At 64.2% G+C, this 18,467-nt stretch carries 14 protein-coding genes; all 14 read right to left on the bottom strand.

The features are described 5' to 3' along the window. Positions 1-73: 73 nt before the first annotated feature. The gene (gene ligA, locus J2R99_RS12655) at positions 74-2,248 is read right to left on the bottom strand and encodes an NAD-dependent DNA ligase LigA (RefSeq protein ID WP_307154820.1); all 2,175 of its coding nucleotides are present in this window, start codon (positions 2,246-2,248) and stop codon (positions 74-76) included. 30 nt (positions 2,249-2,278) lie between these two features. Continuing rightward, positions 2,279-3,958 carry a DNA repair protein RecN gene (recN, locus tag J2R99_RS12650; RefSeq protein WP_307154819.1) on the bottom strand — a complete coding sequence of 560 codons (1,680 nt, stop codon included), beginning with the start codon at positions 3,956-3,958 and terminating at the stop codon, positions 2,279-2,281. Positions 3,959-3,973: 15 nt separating this feature from the next. Further along, the gene (locus J2R99_RS12645) at positions 3,974-4,834 is read right to left on the bottom strand and encodes an outer membrane protein assembly factor BamD (RefSeq protein ID WP_307154818.1); all 861 of its coding nucleotides are present in this window, start codon (positions 4,832-4,834) and stop codon (positions 3,974-3,976) included. A gap of 144 nt (positions 4,835-4,978) precedes the next feature. Further along, positions 4,979-5,935, bottom strand: a complete 957-nt coding sequence (gene lpxC, locus J2R99_RS12640; protein ID WP_307154817.1) for a UDP-3-O-acyl-N-acetylglucosamine deacetylase — start codon at positions 5,933-5,935, stop codon at positions 4,979-4,981. Between the two features lie 243 nt (positions 5,936-6,178). Next, positions 6,179-7,939 carry a cell division protein FtsZ gene (gene ftsZ / locus J2R99_RS12635; protein WP_307154816.1) on the bottom strand — a complete coding sequence of 587 codons (1,761 nt, stop codon included), beginning with the start codon at positions 7,937-7,939 and terminating at the stop codon, positions 6,179-6,181. 85 nt (positions 7,940-8,024) lie between these two features. Further along, entirely contained in the window at positions 8,025-9,350 is a 1,326-nt protein-coding gene (gene ftsA / locus J2R99_RS12630) for a cell division protein FtsA (protein WP_370872361.1), read from the bottom strand. Then, complete coding sequence (locus tag J2R99_RS12625) at positions 9,347-10,261, bottom strand: cell division protein FtsQ/DivIB (RefSeq protein ID WP_307154815.1); 915 nt, start codon at positions 10,259-10,261, stop codon at positions 9,347-9,349. Before J2R99_RS12625 ends, ftsA begins: the two co-directional genes overlap by 4 nt. Beyond that, positions 10,249-11,181, bottom strand: coding sequence for a D-alanine--D-alanine ligase (locus J2R99_RS12620; protein ID WP_307154814.1), 933 nt, complete (start codon positions 11,179-11,181; stop codon positions 10,249-10,251). The genes J2R99_RS12625 and J2R99_RS12620 overlap by 13 nt, the downstream gene beginning before the upstream one ends. 133 nt (positions 11,182-11,314) lie before the next feature. Continuing rightward, positions 11,315-12,256 (bottom strand): UDP-N-acetylmuramate dehydrogenase, encoded by a 942-nt coding sequence (gene murB, locus J2R99_RS12615; protein ID WP_307154813.1) that lies wholly within the window; start codon positions 12,254-12,256, stop codon positions 11,315-11,317. A gap of 28 nt (positions 12,257-12,284) precedes the next feature. Next, entirely contained in the window at positions 12,285-13,697 is a 1,413-nt protein-coding gene (gene murC / locus J2R99_RS12610; protein ID WP_307154812.1) for a UDP-N-acetylmuramate--L-alanine ligase, read from the bottom strand. Next, positions 13,694-14,812: an undecaprenyldiphospho-muramoylpentapeptide beta-N-acetylglucosaminyltransferase gene (murG, locus tag J2R99_RS12605; protein WP_307154811.1), complete on the bottom strand. Its 1,119-nt coding sequence runs from the start codon at positions 14,810-14,812 to the stop codon at positions 13,694-13,696. Before murG ends, murC begins: the two co-directional genes overlap by 4 nt. Beyond that, positions 14,809-15,957 carry a putative lipid II flippase FtsW gene (gene ftsW, locus J2R99_RS12600; RefSeq protein ID WP_307154810.1) on the bottom strand — a complete coding sequence of 383 codons (1,149 nt, stop codon included), beginning with the start codon at positions 15,955-15,957 and terminating at the stop codon, positions 14,809-14,811. Before ftsW ends, murG begins: the two co-directional genes overlap by 4 nt. Then, positions 15,954-17,375, bottom strand: a complete 1,422-nt coding sequence (murD, locus tag J2R99_RS12595) for a UDP-N-acetylmuramoyl-L-alanine--D-glutamate ligase (protein WP_307154809.1) — start codon at positions 17,373-17,375, stop codon at positions 15,954-15,956. The genes ftsW and murD overlap by 4 nt, the downstream gene beginning before the upstream one ends. Before the next feature lie 7 nt (positions 17,376-17,382). Beyond that, the gene (gene mraY / locus J2R99_RS12590; protein WP_307154808.1) at positions 17,383-18,465 is read right to left on the bottom strand and encodes a phospho-N-acetylmuramoyl-pentapeptide-transferase; all 1,083 of its coding nucleotides are present in this window, start codon (positions 18,463-18,465) and stop codon (positions 17,383-17,385) included. Positions 18,466-18,467: the final 2 nt, after the last annotated feature.

Genomic DNA, 18,467 nt, shown 5'->3' with positions numbered 1-18,467 from the left:
CCGAGACAGGTTTTACCGGCGGCGCGGAAGCTTTCGGAACGACCATCCGAACCGCGCCGCACCTCTCGCAGCTTTATTCCCCGATAAGCTTGAACCAGCCATCCTCGTCGATGACCTCGACGCCGAGATCGGCGGCCTTTTTGAGCTTCGAGCCGGCGCCCGGCCCGGCGACGACGAGGTCGGTCTTGCCGGAGACGGATCCGGAAACCTTCGCACCAAGCCGCTCCGCCATCGCTTTGGCCTCATCGCGGGTCATCTTTTCGAGTGAGCCCGTAAAGACGACCGTCTTGCCGGCAACGGGCGAGGCCGAGGCGACCTTCTCCGCCTCTTCCGGCGTCACCTCGCGCAGAAGCCGCTCGATCTCTTCAAGATTGTGCTCTTCGCCGAAGAACTGGGTGATCGCTTCCGCCACCACCGGGCCGATGCCGTCGATGTCGTTGAGCTCCTGCCAGGCCTGACCTTCCTGATCCGTTGCCGCGCGGGCTCCCTCCAGGAAAGCCTCGACGGTGCCGTAATGGCGCCCCAGGCGTTTGGCGTTGGTTTCGCCGACATGGCGAATGCCGAGCGCATAGATGAAGCGGTTGAGCGAAATCTGCCGCCGCTCGTCGATGGCCGCAAATAGATTGCGCACGCTCGTCTCGCCCCACCCCTCGCGATCCTTGAGCTTTTTCAGCGAACGTTCGTCGCGCGCGGAAAGCGTGAAGATGTCGGAGGGATGCATGATCAGGCCATCCCGCCAGAACGCCTCGACTTGTTTCGAGCCGAGCCCCTCGATGTCGAAGGCTTCGCGCGAGACGAAATGCTTGAGCCGCTCCACCGCCTGGGCCGGGCAGATGAGCCCGCCCGTACACCGGCGCACGGCATCGGTGCGCCCCGTCTTGGGATCGTGTTCGCGCACCGCGTCGGAACCGCATTCCGGACATTCCGTCGGAAACTCGAAGGGCCTCGCATCCTTGGGCCGCCTCGACAGGTCGACGTCGAGCACCTGCGGAATGACATCACCGGCCCGCTGGATGGTCACCGTATCGCCGACACGAATATCCTTGCCATCACGGATCGTCTCGCCGTCGCGACCGATCCCCTTGATGTAATCCTCGTTGTGCAGCGTCGCGTTCTGAACGACGACGCCGCCGACGGTCACCGGCTTCAGCTTCGCGACGGGCGTCAGCGCCCCGGTGCGTCCGACCTGGATTTCGATGCCTTCCAGAACCGTCGTCGCCTTCTCGGCCGGGAATTTGTGCGCGATCGCCCAACGCGGCGAGCGCGACACGAAGCCGAGACGCTCCTGCAGATCGAGCCGGTTCACCTTGTAGACGACACCGTCGATGTCGTAGCCGAGCAGCGCCCGCTCCGCTTCGATGTGACGGTAATGCGCAAGCGCCTCTTCGACATTGGCGCAGAGTTTCATGAACGGGTTGGTCGGCAGGCCCCAGTCGCGAAACACCTCCATCACACCCCATTGGGTGTCCGCCGGCAGCGCCGTCGCCTCGCCCCAGCTATAGGCGAAGAAGCGCAAGGGCCGGCTTGCCGTCACCCTGGCATCGAGCTGGCGCAGGGAACCTGCCGCGCCGTTTCTGGGATTGGCGAAGACGCGCTCGCCCGCCTCTTCCATGCGCTGGTTGAGGGCTTCGAAATCGGCGTGGCTCATATAAACCTCGCCGCGCACCTCCATCACCTCCGGCGCGCCCTTCGGCAATCGCTCGGGAATATCCTCGATGGTGCGGAGATTGGCGGTGACGTCCTCGCCTTCGGTGCCGTCGCCGCGGGTTGCCCCACGCACCAGAACGCCGTCTTCGTAACGCAGAGAGGCTGACAGCCCGTCGATCTTCGGCTCGGCCAGAACCTCGATCGCCTCTTCCGGCTTCATCCCGAGAAACCGCCGGATCCGCGCCGCGAAATCGTGGACGTCCTCGTCGTAAAAGGCGTTGTCGAGCGACAGCATCGGCACGCTGTGGCGCACCTTGGCAAAGCGGCCGGAAGGCTTTGCACCGACTTTTTCTGAAGGAGAATCGCTGCGCTTCAGCTCCGGGAAACGCGCCTCGAGCGCCGTATTGCGGTTCCGAAGGGCATCATAGGCCGCATCGGACACCGCAGGCGCGTCGTCTTCGTAATAGCGCCGGTCATGCTCGGCGATCTCCGCCGCGAGCCTGGCGAGTTCCGCCTGCGCCTCGTCGAGGGTGAGCTTGTCGACGGGCTCGGCGGCAAGCGCCTCTTCGCCTTCGGACGACTTTTTGGAGCGTGGTGCCATGCCGTCCTGTCGCGCAAAGACGCGCCAAGCTCAAGAGGCTTGGCTCTCACCCACGATGAGCCGTTCAGCCGCTGCCCGGGCCTCGTCGGTAATCGTGGCGCCCGCGAGCATACGCGCAATCTCCTCGCGCCGATCTTCAGCCTCAACGCGGGTCACGGCCGTCGACGTCTTGCGCCCTTCGTCGGTCACGCGTTTGGAGATGACAAAATGGCCGTTGGCGCGGGCCGCAACCTGCGGCGCATGGGTGACCGACATCACCTGCACGCGTTCTGAGAGCCGGGCAAGCCGCCGCCCGATCGCCTCCGCCACGGCCCCACCGACACCCGAATCGATCTCGTCGAAGACGAGCGTTGGAGCGGACCCCCGGTCGGCGAGCGCCACCTTGAGCGCCAGAAGAAAACGCGCGAGCTCGCCGCCGGACGCGACCTTCATCAAAGGCCCGCGCGCCGTGCCCGGATTGGTCTGGACCTCGAAAGACACCGTGTCGAAGCCATCCGCACTCCGCCGCGCATCGTCACGCTGCAGATGCACGTGGAACGACGCGGCTTCGAGCTTCAGCGCGGGCAATTCGGCGGTCACAGCCTCTTCGAGACCTCGCGCGGCCTCTTCCCGTCGCTCCGACAGAAGGCGCGCCGCCGCGACATAGCTTTCCTCGGCTTCCCGCACCGCGTTCTGCAGGCGCGCCAGCCGGTCGTGACCGCTTTCGAAATCTTCGAGTTTCGCCGCAAAATCCGCCGCGACACCCGGGAGCTCGTCGGCCTCGCAGCGATATTTGCGTGCCGCCGCCCGAATCGCAAAAAGCCGCTCCTCGACGCGCTCGAGCTCGCCCGCATCATGGCCGAGCTCGGTGATCGCCGCGGCGAGGCCTGAACGTGCATCTTCGAGACGATCGAGCGCCTGCCCGATCGCTTCCACGATCGCGTCCATCACCTCCGGCATTTCGGCGCTCTTACGCTCCAGGCGCCGCATCAGGGCGGCCAGATCCGGCACGGGCGAGATATTGCCGCCCAGCATGTCGAGCGCGTCGTTGAGGTCGCCCGCGACCTTTTCCGCCTGCATGAGAAGGCGTCGGCGATCGGCAAGCCGTTCCTCTTCGCCGGGTTCCGGCGACAGCGCTTCGAGCTCTTCCACCGCGGCGCGCAGAAAATCGGCTTCCCGCTCCGCCGCTTCGATGGATGCTTGCAGCTCTTCGGCCTGCCGCTCTGCCTCTCTCAAAACCTGGGCGTGGCCGGCGACCTCCGCCCGCTCGCGCTCGAGCCCGCCGAAGGCATCGAGGAGCCTGCGATGTTCTTCGGGCGCGACCAGCGCCCGTTCGTCGTGCTGGCCGTGAATTTCCACGAGCTGATGGCCTATCTCGCGCAACAGCGAAACCGACACCGGCTGGTCGTTGATGAAGGCGCGGCTGCGACCGTCGCCCGACTGCAGCCGGCGAAGAACGAGGGGACCGTCGACGTCAATGCCGTTGTCCTCGCATGTGCGGATGACGGCATGCGTCGGAACGAGATCGAAAACGGCCGTCACCTGGCCCTGGCTCGCGCCGGAGCGCACCAGCGCCGCATCGCCGCGCGCGCCGAGAGCGAGCGCCAGCGAATCGAGCAGAATCGATTTGCCCGCGCCGGTCTCGCCCGTCAGGACGCTGAGACCGGCGGCAAAATCGATAGACAAGCGTTCAATGAGAACGATGTCGCGGATGGTCAGGTTGGCCAGCATGGCCGCCGGAAGCTATCAGGTGGCCTGCCCCGAGCGGAAGGCCCGTGAGATCCAAGATCCCTTGCTTTCCGACGGCTCAACACCCCGACCGGCCAGAAGCCGATAGGAATCCTTGTACCAGGGGCTGTCCGGGAAGTTATGTCCGAGCACCGCAGCCGCCGTCTGCGCCTGATCGACGAGACCGAGAGCCAGATAGCACTCGACCAGACGATGCAGCGCCTCTTCGACATGACGGGTCGTCTGATAGGCTTCCACGACCGATTTGAATCGGTTCACCGCGGCCAGATACTCGCCGCGCTCCTGGTAGTAGCGACCGGTCTGCATCTCCTTACCGGCGAGCTGATCACGACCCACCTCGATCTTGCGGCGAGCGTCATCGGCATATTCCGAATCGGGATATTTGCTGAGGATCTGCCCGTAGGCGAGGATCGCACGCTGCGTCATCTCCTGATCGCGCGTCACGTCAGGGATCTGCCGGTAATATGATTCGGCGATGATGTACTGGGCGTACGCCGCATCATCGCTTGCGGGGAAGAGTGTCACGAAGCGCTTCGCCTCGGTCACCGCATCCGTGTAATTGCCGCGCTTGTAGTTGAGATAGGCCGACAGGATCATCGAACGGCGCGCATAATCCGAATAGGGATGCTGCTTATCGATCTCGGCGAACTTCTCTTTCGCCTTGGTCGTCTCGCCTTCCTTCATCGCCGCAAGGCCCTCGTTGTAGAGGACGTCGGCAGGGACGGTCGGTTCCTCCTCGATGATCTTCGTACGATCGCCGAAGTTCGAGCAGGCTCCGAGCGAAGCGCCGATCGAGGCAATGAGGAGACTGGCGGCGACGATGCGCAGCCCGGGCTTGGTAGCTTCAGAGAAAGTCATGCATCCACACGGAGCAAAAGGGCACGGGCTGCCTCCTTATCGAAGATCCGGCCGACTGCAAAGCCGCATGCACACCGCAATTGCAAATGCCGGCCGGCTGCGATGGGCAACAGCACGCAAAAATGGCCGCCATGTGGTGATGGCTTAAGAACGGTCCGGGGCGAATGCTGGGGCGAAATAGCCGGGCAGGCCTTCCGCCTGTTCACTGCGACGCGGCGCCGGATCGGAAGAGACCAGCCAGCTCCACGCCGAACGGTCTTCCAGAAGCGCCGCAAGCGCCATGGCGTTGACCTTGTGGCCGCCGCGATAGGAACGATAATGACCGATGATCGGCGCCCCGGCGAGGGCGAGATCGCCGACGGCATCGAGCAGCTTGTGGCGCACGAATTCGTCCTGATAGCGCAGGCCTTCGGGATTGACGACCTTGTCGTCGGCAATCACCACAGCGTTGTCGAGCGAGGAGCCGAGAGCGAGGCCCTTGGCCCACAACGCCTCGACATCCTTCATGTAGCCAAAGGTCCGCGCCCGCGCGATATCGCGGCGGAAGCCGTTCGCGGTGATATTGGCAGCATGCTTCTGCCGGCCGATGACCGGGCAGTCGAAATCGATCTCTACGGTGAAGCGACGTCCGCTATAGGGCAGAAACTCGGCCCAGGACGAACCGACCTCGAGGCGTACCGGCTTCAAAACCTTGATCGCGCGCGCCCGTGCAGGCTGCATCGCGATCCCCGCCTCGTCGATCGCCTCAACGAAGGCCGCCGCACTTCCGTCCATCATCGGGATTTCGGCGCCATCGACCTCGATCAAGAGATTGTCGATGGAAAGCGCGGAAACAGCCGCCAAGAGATGTTCGACGGTGGCGACCGAAAGCCCGGCCCCATCGCCCAGGATCGTGCACATCTGCGTGCCGACGACGGAGGAAGACCGCGCGGGAATGGAAACTTCCTCGCCCGCCTCGTTGCGGCGAACGAAGACGATACCCGTATCCGGGTCGGCAGGACACAGCCGCAACGTAACCGGCTTACCGCTATGCGTGCCGATGCCCGTAAGTGTCGCATCCCTGCGGACCGTCTTCTGGGCGCCCTGGGCGGTCTGTGTCATCAAGCCATCTTTCATGTTGTCGTGCCGGTCGCATCGCGAATCGGAGGGGACCGGCCCTCACCCGACGCGCCGGAAGCTAGCAGCAGCGATCACAGTTTCGCCAATCAAGCTTTCTTACCTTTTGTTACCGATTTGAGATTCGGCGCCGCCCGGATTTTTTTCACAAAAACAGATGCTTATAAGAAAAGCGGCCCCGGCGAAAAACGCCGGGGCCGCAAGAACGTTACAGGCTGTGAGCACCTATCAGCTGGTCTGGCGCCGCAAGAACGCCGGAATCTCCAGCTGGTCGTCCTCGTTGTGCCCAGCAGCTGCCGGGCGACCATGCGGGTCGAGACCGCCGCGCGCCGCCTGATCGACGGCACGCCGCTGCTGCGGCCGGCCGAAGGTCTCGGCCGCCGACGGACGAGCCGGCGCCCGCTCGGGGGCGGCAGCGATCCGCGGCTCGATTTCCATGTCGCGAGCTTGACGCGGAGCCTGACCTTCCTCGCCCTCGCCGTGCTTGGCGAGACCGTGCGTCAGACGCTGCAGGAGAGAACGCGGACGGCGCTCTTCTTCCTCATTGGCTGCACCACGGCTGGCATGGATCTGCCGCTGCGCGATGGCCGGAAAATCCTCCACCTTCGGCATGCGGGGCTGCACGCTCTCCGGCCGCTCTGCAGCCTGCGGAACGAAAGCCTCCTGGCGACGCACCGGGGCCTCGCGCGTCTCCATCTCGTCATGCGCCTCACGTGGCGCGATCAGGGACGGTTCGGGGCGAAACGGGCCGATTTTGATGCCTTTCTCCTGGCGAACTTCGGCGCGCGGCTGCTGGGTCGTGTGCGGCACCGCGGCGGCTGCCGCGGCGACCTGGCGCTCGACCTGCTGACGCGGAGCGGCAAGCTCACGCTCCAGATCCTCAGCCATCGCCTCCTCGAAAGAAGGGGCCTTCGCCGCCACCTGCTCGGGAGCCTGGCGGGCATGTCCGGCGGGACCGCCGACGCTCTTCAGGCGCTGCTTCAACTCCTGCATGCGCTGCTCGGTGTTCTCCGACTGGCGCTGTTCCTGATCGATGCCGGTGGCGACGACGGAGACGCGGATAACGCCTTCCAGGCTCTCGTCGAAGGTCGCGCCGAAGATGATGTTGGCATCACCATCGACCTCTTCGCGAACGCGGCTTGCCGCCTCGTCGACCTCAAACAGCGTCATGTCCTTACCGCCGGTGATCGAGATCAGAAGCCCCTGCGCACCGCGCATGGAGACCTCGTCGAGGAGCGGGTTGGAAATCGCCTTCTCGGCGGCTTCCACGGCGCGCTTGTCGCCGGAGGCTTCGCCGGTGCCCATCATCGCCTTGCCCATCTCGCGCATGACGGAGCGGACGTCGGCGAAGTCGAGGTTGATGAGCCCGTCCTTGACCATCAGATCGGTGATGCAGGCAACACCGGAATAAAGGACTTCATCGGCCATGGCGAAGGCGTCCGCGAAGGTCGTCTTCTCGTTGGCGATGCGGAACAGATTCTGGTTCGGGATGACGATCAGCGTATCGACGTGCTGCGTCAGCTCGTTGATGCCGGCCTCGGCGAGGCGCATGCGGCGCTGGCCCTCGAACTGGAACGGCTTCGTGACAACACCGACGGTCAGGATACCGGCATCGCGTGCAGCGCGCGCCACCACCGGTGCGGCGCCGGTGCCGGTGCCGCCACCCATGCCGGCGGTGATGAAGACCATGTGCGCGCCGGTCAGATGGTCGTTGATCTCGTCGATCGTTTCTTCGGCAGCGGCCCGCCCGATCTCCGGCTGCGATCCGGCGCCGAGGCCTTCCGTGACCGCGACCCCCATCTGCACCACGCGGTCGGCGCGTGACATCGTCAGCGCCTGGGCGTCGGTGTTGGCGACGACGAAGTCGACGCCCTGCAGGCCTGCTTCGATCATGTTGTTGACCGCGTTGCAGCCCGCCCCGCCGACACCGAAGACGGTGATCCGGGGCTTCAATTCGGTAAGGTCCGGCATATGCAAGTTGATGGCCATCTGTTGTCCTTTCGCCGCTGTCCTCGCGTCGGGCATCTGCCTTGCCCGCGCCTATTCTCCACTCCCGCCCGGCCCGCGCCGCGCGTCAGAAACTCTCCCTGATCCATCGCCCCATGCGGGCGAAGTATCCATCCGTCCCGGTCATCGCGAACTGGCTCGGACGTCGCGTCCTGAACTGCTCGATGCGGGCGACCTGGGGATAGGTGATAAGGCCGAGCGCCGCCGCGAAGGCCGGTCCCTTGACCGCCTCAGGCAGAGCATTCGTCCCCTGCTGCGGGCGGCCGAGACGCACATTGCGTCCAAGCACCCGCCGCGCCGTTTCCGTCAGTCCGGTGAGCTGGCTCGCCCCGCCGGTCAGAACGACGCGTTTGCCGACGATCTCGGCAAATCCCGATTCGTCGATCATCGAGCGCGCCATTTCGAGGGTTTCCTCGATGCGCGGCCGGATGATGCGCGTCAGCGTCGAGCGCGGCACCGCATTTGGGGCATCTCGCTCGTCCTCGCCGACAGGCGGGATCGTCAGAATATCTTTTTCATCAGAGATCGAAGGCAGCGCCGAGCCGTGGCGCGCCTTCAGACGCTCTGCATCGGCAAGCCGGGTGGAAAGGCCGCGCGCGATATCCATGGTGACGTGGTTGCCACCGATCGGCACGCTCGCAGCATGAATGAACTGACCTTCGTAGAAGATCGACAGGCTCGTTGTGCCGCCACCGAAATCGAGGCAGGCGACGCCAAGCTGCGCTTCGTCCTCGACGAGAACTGAAAGCGCCGACGCATAGGGCGTCGCAACCACCGTCTCCACTTCGAGGTGGCAGCGGTTCACGGCGAGTTCGAGGTTCGTCAGTGGCGCTTCGTCGGCGGTGACGACATGCATATCGACCCCGAGCTCGTTGCCGAGCATGCCGCGCGGATCGGCGATCCCCCTGTGCCCGTCGAGCGCATAGCCGATCGGCAGAGAATGAACGACGACACGTCCATCGGCGACGGAATTGGCGCAGCCCGCACCCAGGACGCGCTGAATATCGATCTCGGACACGCCCGAAGTGGACAGCTCGACCGTGGCGGAAAAAGTATCGCTCTTCAGACGCCCGCTCGACACGTTGACGATGACCGAGCCGATCGTCATGTCGGCCATGCGCTCAGCCTGATCGACGGCGATACGGATCGACTTTTCCGCTTCCTCCAGATCGACGACAGCACCGGATTTGATACCGCGCGAGCGCGTCAGCCCGAAGCCGATCACCTCGGCATGGTGGGTGCGGCCCGCCTGATGATCGCCTTCGAGCGGCTTCAAGCGTGCAATGAGGCAGGTGGTCTTCGAGGAGCCGACATCGAGCACGCTCACCACGGCGGTGCGGCGGGGCGAAAGCGGCTTGATGCGGGAGCCGGCGTTTTCAGTGATGGCGTTCAAATCTCGCCCCCAGCTTTGGCGAGACGCCGGATCACCGATTCGTTCTCCTTGATGACGGTTTCGGCCATGTTGTCCGCAAGGCCGATGCGGATACGGTCCTTGAGGCGCAGATCGACGGTAACGATCTCGCGCGACAGGACGTCGTCCTTGTCCTGCAGGGCCTTCAGACGATCGATCGCCTCATCGACGCCGTTCTCCGGCAGCTGAACCGTGATGCCGTTTTTCGTGACGAGATCCCAGCGGCGCTGCGAGACGAGCACGGCCGTGCGCATGCGCTCTGCCAGGAACGGGTGCCGCTGCAGCATGGTCATGAACCCGTCGGCGCGGCTGTCGGCACCCTTGCCGACGACAAACGGAAGTCCGGCGAAGCGCACATCCTTGTACGGCCCGATGACCACGCCGGAGCGGTCGATGATCGAGATCATCTCGTCATTCTGCCAAAGGGCGAAGGGCGCGCGCTCAGTGAGAGTGATGTCGAGGCGGTTCGGATAGAACTTGCGGATGTCGGCGTCTTTCACCCAGGGCAGCGCAATCAACCGCTCACGCGCATCGCTGGCATCAAAGCCCAAGAGAGATCCGCCGCGAATGTCGAGTTGATCGACGACCGCGGATTCTGGCGTCTCGATCTCGCCTCCGATACGGATTTCCTGGATGCCGAAAAAGGCGGCCGCGACAGTGCGGTCGAGCAGCGTCAGCATGTGGCCGCCTGCGATCAGACCGTAAAGAATGGTGGCGCCCAGGAAACCGATCGCGGCGACCTGGCCGTAATGGTGCTGCCGGCCGGTCTGCATCTTTTCCACGATGCGACGCAGGCGCGGCGGCACGGCGCGATTCAGGGTATGGCCGAGACCGGCGCTCAACGCGTCGACCCGAGCCCCCTGATCTGCCAGCCACGTCCCTATCGTCGGCACGATGCATCCTCCACAAGCCACGTCACCAGATCACCGAAACTGCGGCCTGCATGGGCCGCCATGTCCGGGACCAGGGAGGTCGGCGTCATGCCCGGCTGTGTGTTCACTTCCAGCCAGATGAGCTCATCGCTTTCCTCGCAGTACCTGAAGTCGCTGCGAGACACTCCGCGACACCCGATGGCACGATGCGCCTCCAAAGCGAACCTGCGGATATTTTGGTAAACAAATGGTTTAAGATTGGCCGGGAGAATGTGCTTAGAGCCCCCCTGAAGATATTTTGCATCAAAGTCATAGAAGCCGTGCCCCACGGGAACGATGTCGATGACGTCGAAGGCCTCCTCCTCGCCGGGCCGTCCCATAACGGCACAGGTGAGCTCCTTGCCGGCAACATAATGCTCGACCAGCACCTCCTCGCCATAGGTCCAGGCATCGCCGAGAAGCGATTGCGGCGGATGGGCCTGATCCTCAGGGACGATCGTCACGCCGAAGGACGAGCCTTCGTTGATCGGCTTCACGACATAGGGGGGCGCCATGACGTGTTCGCGCGCCGTTTCCTCGCGGGTGACGACCCGCTGTTCTGCGACCGGCACGCCGACATTCGCGACGACGGCCTTTGCCTTGACCTTGTGCATGGCGAGCGCGGAGGCGAGCACACCGGAATGCGTGTAGGGAATCTCTAGGGTTTCCAGGAGGCCCTGGATCTTGCCGTCTTCGCCGAATGGCCCGTGCAGAGCGTTGAAGGCAACGTCTGGGCGCAAATCGCTGAGAACTTTTGCGATGTCGCGTCCGACATCGACGCGCGTCACCCGAAAGCCCCGTTCCTCGAGGGCATCGGCACAGGATTTGCCGGAGGAAAGGCTCACCGATCGCTCCGACGACCAGCCTCCCATCAAGACGGCGATATGGGTGTTGCGGGTCACGGCAGCGCCTCCCTCTGCTCCAACCGGCGCGCTTGGCGCTCGGTCCGCATTCGAACGAAGCCGCAATCTCGACCCGAAAGGGTTAGAAATCGTTAACTAAGAGATGGATCGGCAATTCTTTGAAAGACGCCTCTCACGCACCCAGGAACGGCTCGACCTCGCCCGTCTCTCCGAAGCGGCCGAGGCGCCTGACCTCCCAATCGAGCCGCACGCCGGAATGGGCGAGAACCCGCGCCCTCACCGTCTCGCCCAGACATTCGAGGTCGTAGGCGCTGGCCTCATCCTCGTTGATGAGAAAGTTGCAGTGCATCTCGGAAACGCGCGCTCCGCCAATCTTGAGCCCCCGGCAACCGGCCGCGTCGATCAACTCCCAGGCGCGCTGGCCGGGCGGATTCTTGAAGGTCGAACCACCGGTGCGGGTTTTGATCGGCTGCGCCTCTTCGCGATGCTTTTGTACCGCATCCATTTCGGCCCGGATTTCGTCCTCGGGCCGCTTTTCGCCCCTGAAGAGCGCTTCGACGAATATCAGATCCTTGGGCGCGTCGCTGTGGCGATAGGAATAGCCCATCTCAGCCTTCGTCAGCACATGGCGGTTGCCGTGACGGTCGAGCGCCACAGCCTCGATCAGCCGATCGCAGGTTTCTCCGCCATTGGCGCCCGCATTCATCCTGAGCGCCCCGCCGAGCCCGCCCGGTATCCCGTGATAGAACGCAAAACCGCCGAGCCCCGCCTCGAGCGCTGCCTTGGCGAAGAGCTTGTCGGGAAGTGCGGTGCCGACGCGAATGAGATCGCCATCGACCTCGATTTTCCCCAGCGCTTTGCCGGATAGGCGCACGACAACGCCTTCGATCCCGCCGTCGCGGATGAGAAGATTGGAGCCGAGCCCGATCACGGTCACCGGCACCTCTTCGGGCAGAGCGTTCAAGAGAAAGGCGAGATCGTCGACATCGGCCGGCATGGCGAGCAGATCCGCCGGCCCGCCGGCCCGCAGCCAGACGATCGGCGCGAGCGGTTCGTTCGCCTTCAGCTTGCCACGGAAGCCTTCAAGCAGGCCCTCGAGTTCCTGAGCGCGCATCACCATCCCCGCCGATCGAGCTTGAGGCTCACGCGGCCTCGTCTCGCGCATTGAGTTCGCCCGGCAGAGCATTGGCCCATTTCGAGATCGAGCCCGCGCCGAGGCACAAGACCATGTCGTCCGGCTTCGCGATATCGGCGATCATGCGAGCAAGCTCCGCTTCGCTTGGAAGCGGTCGCACATCGCGATGTCCGCCGGCCCGCAACCCGTCGACGAGACCGTCGCGATCGGCCCCTTCGATCGGGTCTTCGCCTGCGGAATAGACATCGGCCACGATGACGGTGTCGGCATCGTTGAAGCAGGCGCAGAACTGATCGAAGAGGTTGTGGAGGCGGCTGTAGCGGTGCGGCTGCACGACGGCGATGACGCGGCCGCGGCAGCTCGCGCGCGCAGCCTTCAAGACCGCGGAAATCTCCACCGGGTGGTGGCCGTAATCGTCATAGATGGCGACGCCGTTCCAGGTCCCCGTCAGCGTAAAGCGCCGCTTGACGCCACCGAAGGAAGCGAGCCCCTTGCGCACATCCGCCTCAGACACGCCTAGCGCACGGGCGACCGCGATCGCAGCCGTCGCGTTCGAGACGTTGTGGATGCCCGGCATCGGCAGGACGAGGTCGGAAAGCGTCTCCGTTTCGCCCGTCAGCCGGTCGCGCCGCTCGATCGAAAAATGCGATTCACCCGGCACGAAGCTCACCGAGTGAAACCGCACCTCGGCCTGAAGATTGGAGCCATAGGTGATGATGCGCCGATCTTCGATACGCTTCACCAGGGACTGCACCTCTGGATGATCGAGGCACATCACGGCAAAGCCGTAGAAGGGCACATTCTCCACGAAGGCCATGAAGGCCTCCCGCACCTTTTCGAACGAACCGTAATGGTCGAGATGTTCCGGATCGATATTGGTGACGACAGCGACATCGGCCGGCAGCTTGACGAATGTGCCGTCGCTCTCGTCCGCCTCCACCACCATCCACTCGCCGTCACCCATGCGGGCATTGGTGCCATATGCGTTGATGATGCCGCCATTGATGACGGTTGGGTCGAGACCGCCGGCATCGAGCAGCGCGGCCACCATGGACGTGGTCGTGGTCTTCCCATGCGTACCGCCGATGGCGACCGCAGATTTGAGGCGCATGAGCTCAGCCAGCATCTCGGCACGGCGCACCACCGGCAGGCCTTGCGTACGCGCCGCCTGCAGCTCCGGATTGTCGCGTTTGATGGCCGAAGAGACGACGACGACCGCCGCATTGCGGAGGTTCTCCGCCGCATGCCCGATCATCACCTCGGCCCCCTTCGCGCGCAGGCGGGCGACATTGGGGCTGTCGGAGACATCGGAACCCTGGACCTGGCAGCCCTGATTGATCAGCACCTCCGCGATGCCGCTCATGCCGATGCCGCCGATCCCCACGAAATGGATCGGGCCGATGTTGTAAGGCATTTTCATTGGCGATGTCCTCGCGTCAGGCTGACGAGCTCGTCGACCTGATCGGCGAGCCTTTCGGCCGCGTCCGGCCTCCCGGCCTTTTTCGCGGCTGCGGCCGCTGCGGCCAGTTCGTCGGGATGCGCTATCAGCTCCTTCAGCCGCGAGGCAAGGCCCTCAGCGGTCAAGGAGGCTTCTTCCATCATCCAGCCGCCGCCCACATCGGCGAGAAGGCGCGCATTCTCCGCCTGATCCTGGTCGATGGCATGCGGAAAAGGAATGAGGATGGCCGGACGGCCGATAACGGCGAGTTCCGACACCGTCGACGCCCCGGCCCGGCTGATGACGAGATGGCTTGCGCCGATCTTCGCCGGCAGATCCTGAAAGAACGACGCAAGCTCCGCCGAAACGTCGAGACGACCATAGAGAAGACGCACGGTGTCGAGATCCTCCGGCCGGCATTGCTGCACGATCTGCAGCCTGGCGCGCAGCGCACGCGGCAAAAGCGCGATCGCTTCGGGCACCAGCGAAGAGAGAGCACGCGCACCCTGGCTGCCGCCGAAGACGAGAAGGCGGATGCTGTCCTCTTCGCCGGCAGGCTCATAGGGCATCTTGCCGGCATCGATGACGCTTTCGCGGACTGGATTTCCGGTGAAAGCGAGGCGCTTCGCAGAGGCTGCACCTTTCGGATCGGGAAACCCGGTGGCGAGCGCCGCACCGGCCTTCACCAGCAGCCTGTTGGCACGGCCGAGAACCGCATTCTGCTCGTGAACGAGAGCGGGCACGCGCGCCATGCGCGCGGCGAGCAGCGGCGGTACGGTCGGGTAGCCACCGAAGCCGACGCAGATATCGGCACCGAGGCGCCGCAACAGGCCGCGCGACTGCATCACGCCACGCGAGAGCTTCCACATGGAGGAGACGGCGCGCACCGGATTGCCGGCGGAAAGCGTCGCCGCGTCGATGGCGTGGAGCTCGTCTGCAGGCAGATCGGTCGCGTATTGCCCAGCTCTTTTGTCGGTGACGATGGCCACATCATAGCCGCGCTTTTTCAGCTCGGCCCGCAAAGAGATTGCCGGGAAGAGATGCCCCCCGGTTCCCCCGGCGGCCAGCAAGGCCAACGGCCTGGTCTTATCGCTCATAATTGCTCAGCAAAGCTCGAATGCGGCATGACGGTCACCTTCCGCTCCGCGCGCTCGCGCGACAGGGCCAGGATAAAGCCCATGACGACGGCGCTCGAAAGCAACGCCGAGCCGCCATAGGAGATGAACGGCAAGGTCATGCCCTTGGCGGGCAGAAGCTGCAGGTTCACGCCCATATTGATGAAGGCCTGCAGGCCGATCTGAATCGAGAGGCCGGCAATTGCCATGCGCTCGAACGGTTGCTTGCGCCTAAGCGCATGCATGAGCCCCCGCATCACGATGAAGCCGAAGATGCAGATCAGGGCGAGGCATAGGATGATGCCGAATTCCTCCGCGATCACGGCGAAGACGAAGTCTGTGTGCGAATCCGGCAGGATCCGCTTCATCACGCCCTCGCCCGGTCCCGATCCCGACCAGCCGCCGCGCTCGAAGGAGCGCATGGCGATATCGACCTGATAGGTGTCGCCCCCTTCCGGATCGAGAAAGCGGTCGATGCGCGAGGTGAAGTGCGGGAACATGAAATAGGCGGCGAAGAGACCGGCCACGGCCGTGCCCGCGAGCCCACCGACCAGCGGCAGAGAGACGCCGGCGAGGAAGAAGACGGCACCCCAGACGGAGAAGATCAGGATGGTCTGGCCGAGGTCCGGCTCGGCCACGAGGAGTGCCGCCGTGATGATGAGCAGGATGACGGCGAGAAGTTTGCCCGGCACTTCCGGATGCTTGGAACCCTCGGCAAACAGCCAGGCGACGATGACGATGAAGGCGGGCTTCAAAAACTCCGACGGCTGCAACGACATGCCCGCGATATAGACCCAGCGCCGCGAGCCTTTCACCTCGTCGCCGATGAACAGCACGGCGACCATCATCGACAAGGAGACGAGGAGGATGAGAAGCGCAAGCCGCCGAACCTGGCGCGGGGTGAGCAGCGAGATGCCGAGAATGATCGCTGTCGCAGTCGGCGCATACATCGCCTGCCTGAGTGCGAAATGATAGGTCGACAGGCCGAGGCGTTCCGCAACCGGCGGGCTCGCCGCAAAGGACAGGACGACGCCAGCCGCGAGCAGAAGAAGCACCAGGAAGAGCGTCGTGCGATCGACGGTCCACCACCATTCGGCAATCAGGGAACGATCGCGACGACTGATCATGACGCGGTCTCCGAGAGCGCAGCCTGCTGCGCGGATGCATCGTCCAGCGCGTTGACGGCGGCGACGAACGCCCGTCCCCGCGCCTCGAAATCGGCGAACTGATCAAATGACGCCGCAGCCGGCGACAACAAAACGACAGGCTCGCTCTCCGGATCGAGGGCCGCATCTTCGGCCGCCATCCTGACGGCGCGTGCGAGTTCTCCTGCGATGACATGCGGGACCCGCGCGGCAAGCGTAGCGGAGAATTCGTCGGCCGCTTCGCCGATCAGATAGGCCTTGGCGACACGGGGAAAGAAGCCGGAAAGTCCGTTGATGCCGCCCGCCTTCGGGCGTCCGCCGACGATCCAATAGACAGGCTGGAAGGTCGCCAAAGCGGGCGCGGCAGCATCGGCGTTGGTCGCCTTGGAATCATCGACGAAAAGCACTTTGCCGCGCCGGCCGACGATCTGCATACGGTGTTCGAGACCCGGAAAACTTGCCATTCCCTCGGTGATCGCAGAGACCGGAACGCCGAGCTCTCGGACCGCCGCATAAGCGCAGACGGCATTCTGCCAATTGTGGCGCCCACGCAGGGAGGGGAAAGTCGAAAGGTCGAGCGTCTCGCCGCTGCGCGCATCCGTCATCTGCCCGGCATCGTCGACGCGAATATCGGCCGCGTCCCGCTCGCGCACGGTGACGCGGGCGATACGAGGTGCCGAAGCCCTCTCGACGAGCGCGAGGGCAACCTCTTCCATATCCGTCTCGTCGATACCGAGGACGGCGAGATCGCCCGCACCCATCTTCGCAAAGATCCGCTCCTTGGCGAGACGATAGCCGGCCATGTCCCCATGGCGGTCGAGATGATCGGGCGTCAAATTGAGCCAGACCGCAACGTTGGGCCGAAGGCGGTGGCAAAGATCGAGCTGATAGGAGGAGAGCTCCAGCACATAGACGTGCTCAGGCGAGGAAGGTGCGGCGAGGTCGAGCGCAGAGCGTCCGATATTCCCGCCCACTTCCACCGAAATGCCAGCCTCGCCGAAGAGATGGCCGATGAGCGCCGTCGTCGTCGACTTGCCGTTCGTTCCGGTGATGGCAACGAAGCGGGCCTTGCCTTCAAGTTCGCGAAACAGAAGCTCCACATCGCACAGGATCTCGACGCCTGCGCCCCTTGCCATGCCGACAATCGGATGCGGTTCGGGATGCGTGAGCGGTACTCCCGGGGCGAGCGCCAGAGCGGCAAGCTCTTCCCAGGGCCATTCGGCAGGCTCTTGGAGCGTGACGCCGTCGCCCGCAGCCTTCGCACGCGCATCTTCCCGGTTGTCCCAGGCATAGACGCGCGCCCCGCCGCTGACAGCCGCCTTGACCGTAGCGAGCCCGCTGCGAGCGAGCCCGAAGACCCCGAGGCTTTTGTCTTTGAGATGGACGAGAGGGATCGACATCGCCGGCCTAGCGGAGTTTCAGCGTGGACAGGCCAATCAGGGCAAGGACCACAGCGACGATCCAAAACCGGATCACCACTTGCGGTTCGGTCCAGCCGATCTGCTCGAAATGGTGATGAATCGGCGCCATCTTGAAGACGCGCTTGCCGGTGAGCTTGAACGACATGACCTGGATGATCACCGACAGCGCCTCCAGGACGAAAATTCCGCCGATGATGGCGAGCACGATCTCGTGCTTGGTGGCGACAGCGACGGCGCCGATCATGCCGCCAAGCGCCAATGAGCCGGTGTCGCCCATGAAGATTGCGGCCGGTGGTGCGTTGAACCACAGAAAGCCAAGGCCGGCGCCGATCATCGCACCACAGAGAACCGCAAGCTCGCCGGTTCCGGCGACGTAGTGGATCTGAAGATAATCGGCGAAGCGGATATTGCCGGCGAGATAGGCGATCAGTCCGAAGGACGCCGCGGCGATCATCACGGGGACGATGGCAAGCCCGTCGAGCCCGTCCGTGAGATTGACGGCATTGCCCGCGCCGACGATCACGAAGGCGCCGAATACGATGAAGAAGATACCGAGCTGGATGACGGTCTCTTTCAAGAACGGCAAAGTCAGCGCCGTTGCGCTGCTGCCCTCGCCCGCGCGCATCATCACATAGACGGCGACACCGGCAATCAGCGCCTCGAAGCCGAGCCGCGCCCGCCCCGAAAACCCTTTCGAGGAGGCGCCTTTCACCTTGAGATAATCGTCGTAGAAACCGATCAGGCCGAAACCCAGCGTGACCAGGAGCACACACCAGACATACGGCGAGGAAAGGTCAGACCACAGGAGCGCCGAAACGACGACGCCCGTCAGGATCATCAGCCCGCCCATCGTGGGCGTTCCGGCCTTCTTGAAGTGCGTCTGCGGCCCGTCGGCCCGGATCGGCTGGCCCTTGCCCTGCCGAAAGCGCAGCACCTCGATCATCATCGGACCGAACAGAAAAACGAAGAGCAGCGCCGTCATCGTCGCCGCCCCTGTTCGGAAGGTTATGTAACGGAAGATATTGAAGACGGAGAAGTCATCCGCGAAGTTCTGCAGATAGGCCAGCATCC

Origin of the sequence: Rhodopseudomonas julia (genome assembly GCF_030813515.1) — a bacterium.
Taxonomy (GTDB): Bacteria; Pseudomonadota; Alphaproteobacteria; order Rhizobiales; family Afifellaceae; genus Afifella; species Afifella julia.
The sequence above is the reverse complement of the archived record's forward strand: the minus strand, read 5'-3'. Positions and strand labels throughout refer to the sequence as shown.